The following is a 3,662-nucleotide window of genomic DNA, read 5'->3' on the forward strand; positions in this document are numbered from 1 at the left end:
AACCCTGTACAACGAGAGGCGATTACACTCCAGTCTGGGGTACGTGCCCCCGGCAGAGTTTGCGGCCCAGTATCATCAAGCCCAGATGTGACTTGACCCCCTGTCCGCCTTCTTGGGTGCAGTCCAGAGTCTCTCAAAGCCGCTTGAAGGATTTTCTGGAGCACTACCTCCTGAATCTTCTTCGCCTGGTAAGCCTTTTGAACGCCATGAGCAGCATTCATGGCATCACTCACGCGAGCCACACTATTAGCCAGCGCAAACGTCGGGTTATTGGCGATGGCCTTTTCAGCAATGTTACCTACACTTCCTTCAGAGTATCCAGCGTTCAATGATCTTCCCGGCCCAATTCCTCTAACAGCAGTTCCATAAAGAGCCTGCTTAAAGTCGCCGTAATTCCTATTCATCGCGTCGTTGAGACCTGCAAGCAGATGACTTACCCCACTGGTGTCACCCATGCTGTCGCCTATGTAATTGGCAAGCTGGCCCAAGTATTTCCCAGCAACGTCCTGAGCAAAGGCTTCCCAGTCACCATTAAGGATATTGTTGTCAATGAATCCGTGGATGTTTTGCAGTTGGCAAAGCCACTGCATCTTTTCTCCGAATTTTCCGGTATTAAAGCTCATGCCTGCCGCGTTGCCCTGGCTGGCACTGCACGCCTGCTGCAAGATGCCGCCCAAATTGCCCCAACCGTTCTCGGCGCTGGCGGTTCCGCTGAGCATCCCAGTCGTCAGCGCCAAGAGAAAGGCTTTGCGCTTCATAGGTAACCTCCGAACTTGTCCAGAACGAGATTCTTCACACCCTTAAGGATGTTCCCCCCGGCCTGCTGCACATAACGGTCTTTCTCGGCCACCTCGTGGTTCCCACTGTTGAACATCCACAATGCCAGCTTGCTCTCCTGCACCTGGATCACGTCGCCCACTTTCGTTCCTGCTCCTCCAGCCTGGCCCCCGGCCTGCACGAGCAGGGCAAACTCGCTGTACTGCCCCACCACGTTGTTGAGAGTGGGCAAGATTTCTTCCATCACCTCGGGCAAACTCAGTACCCGCACCACGTCCCTGGCAACTTCTTTGCTGTACCGGCCCACGAACAGGTGAGAGAAGCTGTCCCGAAGGTCGCCAAAGTAGGCGCTGGCCGTGGCGCTCTGCGTTCCCATACCGAACGACACCCCGAAGGAGCGGAACACCCGCAGCATCCGTTTCACGGCGTCCAGTTCGTCCGCCGTCTGCACCTGATTCTCGAACTCGTCAAAGAAGACAAATTTTTTAATGCCCCGGTCGTACTTCTTGGCAACTTGCCAGATCGTGTTCTTGATGATGTGATTGGCAACCCGCTTCATCAGGTCGTCGTCTTCGGGGATGCCGTAAATGGAAAAGTACATGCGGCGGGCCCTGAGCGTGACGTTGCTCTGGCAGTCCACAAACTTCGCTACCGGGCTGGCCCCCAGTGCTTTTCTGAGGCGCACGGCGGCACTGCGGGCCGCCGTGATGACTTGTGGCTCCATGTGCCGCCCGTCGTCGGTGTAATTTTCGATGACCGTCATCATGCGGTACAGGTCGCTCATCTGGGGGGCGCGTTCCTCCTGAGCGAAACTGCTGTAGATCGCCATGATGGATTCGGTGATCGCCACGTCCTCGTACCCCTTCTCGCGCATGTCCTCGGGCGGTTCCACGAAAATACGGATGAAGGACAGCAGTGAGGCCAGTTTGTCGCCGTCCGGCACTTTGGCTTCGTCGTCCCCAAGGTCAAACACGTTCAGCCGGGTCTCCGATTCGTAGCCGAAGACCACGATTTCAGCGTCCTGAATGCTTTTGAAGAAGTATGCGAAGTCCTGCTTGGCGTCAGTCACGAGAAGAACGGCGTCCGGGTACTTGGTCAACTCGGCATTGTAGAGCGACTGCACCAGAACGGTTTTCCCGCTCCCGGTGGGTGCGAACACACAAAAGTGCGCCGTGATGGTGTTCTTGGTGAACAGGTCGAACCGGATGAGGCTCTTGTCGCGGTTCTGGAAGGTGATCGCGCCTTCCTCGAAGCCTTTCCACGGGGACACAGGCGGAAACAGGTCAATGACGTTGCTGGTGTAAGGGCTGAACTGGAAGCCGCTGAAGCCCCCGGCGAACGGCGCAACGGAAAAATACTGGGCCTCGGCCTGGAACCCGTAAGTAATGGGCATCCCGGCCCGCAGGCGGCTCATGTTGCCCCTGGCACGGCGTTTCATGGTTTCCAGTTCGTGAGCGTCCTTGCCGACAAGCACCATCGCCACGGACGCCTGGAAGCGGCTTTCCAACCCCTCCAACTTCTGCGCCATCTCAATCTGCTCCAGGAGATTGGTGGCCTTCCCGCTGGGAATGACGCCGGGTGACTTTACCCGCGTCCAGAGGTCGTTTTTCTTCTTCTCAAGTTCATTGGACACGTCGTAATCGTTCTCGCGCTGCGCCTGGACGATGACGTAGTAGGTGCCGTATAGCTCCTCGGTCAAGCCGCGCAGATACCCGGTCTCGGTGTACTCGGGTAGGCGGCTGATGCTCAGCACGTCCACGTACCTGTCCCCGGCGAGATAGTGGCCGCTGTAGAGGTTATTTCCGAAGCTGGCTGTCAGTTGCCGCATGAGGGTCATCTGGTCAGGCATGCCCCGGCGGTTGCTGCTGATGGTGCGCTGCTCATGGGGGATGAACTGGGGGGCCTCCGGCCAACCTGGATTGAGATACAGGTAGCATTCCTCGAAGATGTCCTGCGCCTTCATCGGGACGGCCTGAAAACCGCTGGCAACCATCTGTGCGACGGTGGCCGCTTGCAGGGCCAGGGCATTGTCCACGGCGCTTTCAATTTCACGCGGGTTGGGAGCGGTGTCCGAGGTGAATCTGTCCTCGCGGTTGGGTGTCACGGTCACAGTGGCGAAAAAGCGCCAATGCGAAACCTCGCCCCTGGTGATTTTGCTTTCCAGCAGTTCGGCGCGGGTGCGGGTCAGTTCGGACAGTACCGGGTCGGGGCAGGTCTCCGCATACTTGCGGGTGTCCTGTACGGCTTCCTCGTGCGCTCCGCGCAGACTGGTGTAGGTCGTCATGGTTTCGCCGTCAGGAATCGCTAGATCAAAGACGGCCTTGAGGCGGGCGCTGCGGCGTTTCAAATTGTCAGGGGTGAAATGAATGTGCGTAGGCGGCTCGAAGTAAAACCCGTACATCAGCCGCCCGTCCTTCAACACCATTATGTCTTTGTAAATATCCCAGTAACGCGCACAACAGACAATGGGAACGGCTCAGCGGATTCCAGCTTCGGCAGCAACTCCGGCTCAGGCGTGGCAGTCCGTCCTGCTTCCTCGATGTCCTCACCCGGTACGGCCAGTTCCTCCACCGGGCAGCGCCGGGTGACCCCTCCTTCTCCAGCGGCGAGTGCTCCTCCGGTGACAGCCTCCACGGTCAGGTCGTCACCTGCGTTTGGTGACTCCATCAATCAAGCTGCACCTTCGAGTCCTGGCAACCTCAACATGCCCACGGTGGCGGCGAGTGCGCCCGAGCGCCCGGTCACTTCCGGTTTGACCTATTGATAACGGGCTAAGTCGGTGTCACCTCAAATTGGATGCCCAGTATTTTCGCAGGGAGTTGGCGATAGCGAATTTTCGGCCAGACCTTGCCTAGATATGCCTTGAGTTGCTCCAGGGTCTGCGG

Annotated in this window: 2 protein-coding genes; both read right to left on the reverse strand. The window is 57.9% G+C overall.

From position 1 onward, the window contains the following. A partial coding sequence (locus E5Z01_RS19025) for a hypothetical protein (RefSeq protein ID WP_135230812.1) occupies positions 1 to 758 on the reverse strand: 758 nt, incomplete at its 3' end. Then, on the reverse strand, positions 755 to 3,202 hold the full coding sequence (locus tag E5Z01_RS19030) for a VirB4 family type IV secretion system protein (protein ID WP_135230813.1): 2,448 nt from the start codon (positions 3,200 to 3,202) through the stop codon (positions 755 to 757). The genes E5Z01_RS19030 and E5Z01_RS19025, both read right to left, overlap by 4 nt. Positions 3,203 to 3,662: the final 460 nt, after the last annotated feature.

The organism is Deinococcus fonticola (genome assembly GCF_004634215.1).
GTDB classification, from domain to species: Bacteria; Deinococcota; Deinococci; order Deinococcales; family Deinococcaceae; genus Deinococcus; species Deinococcus fonticola.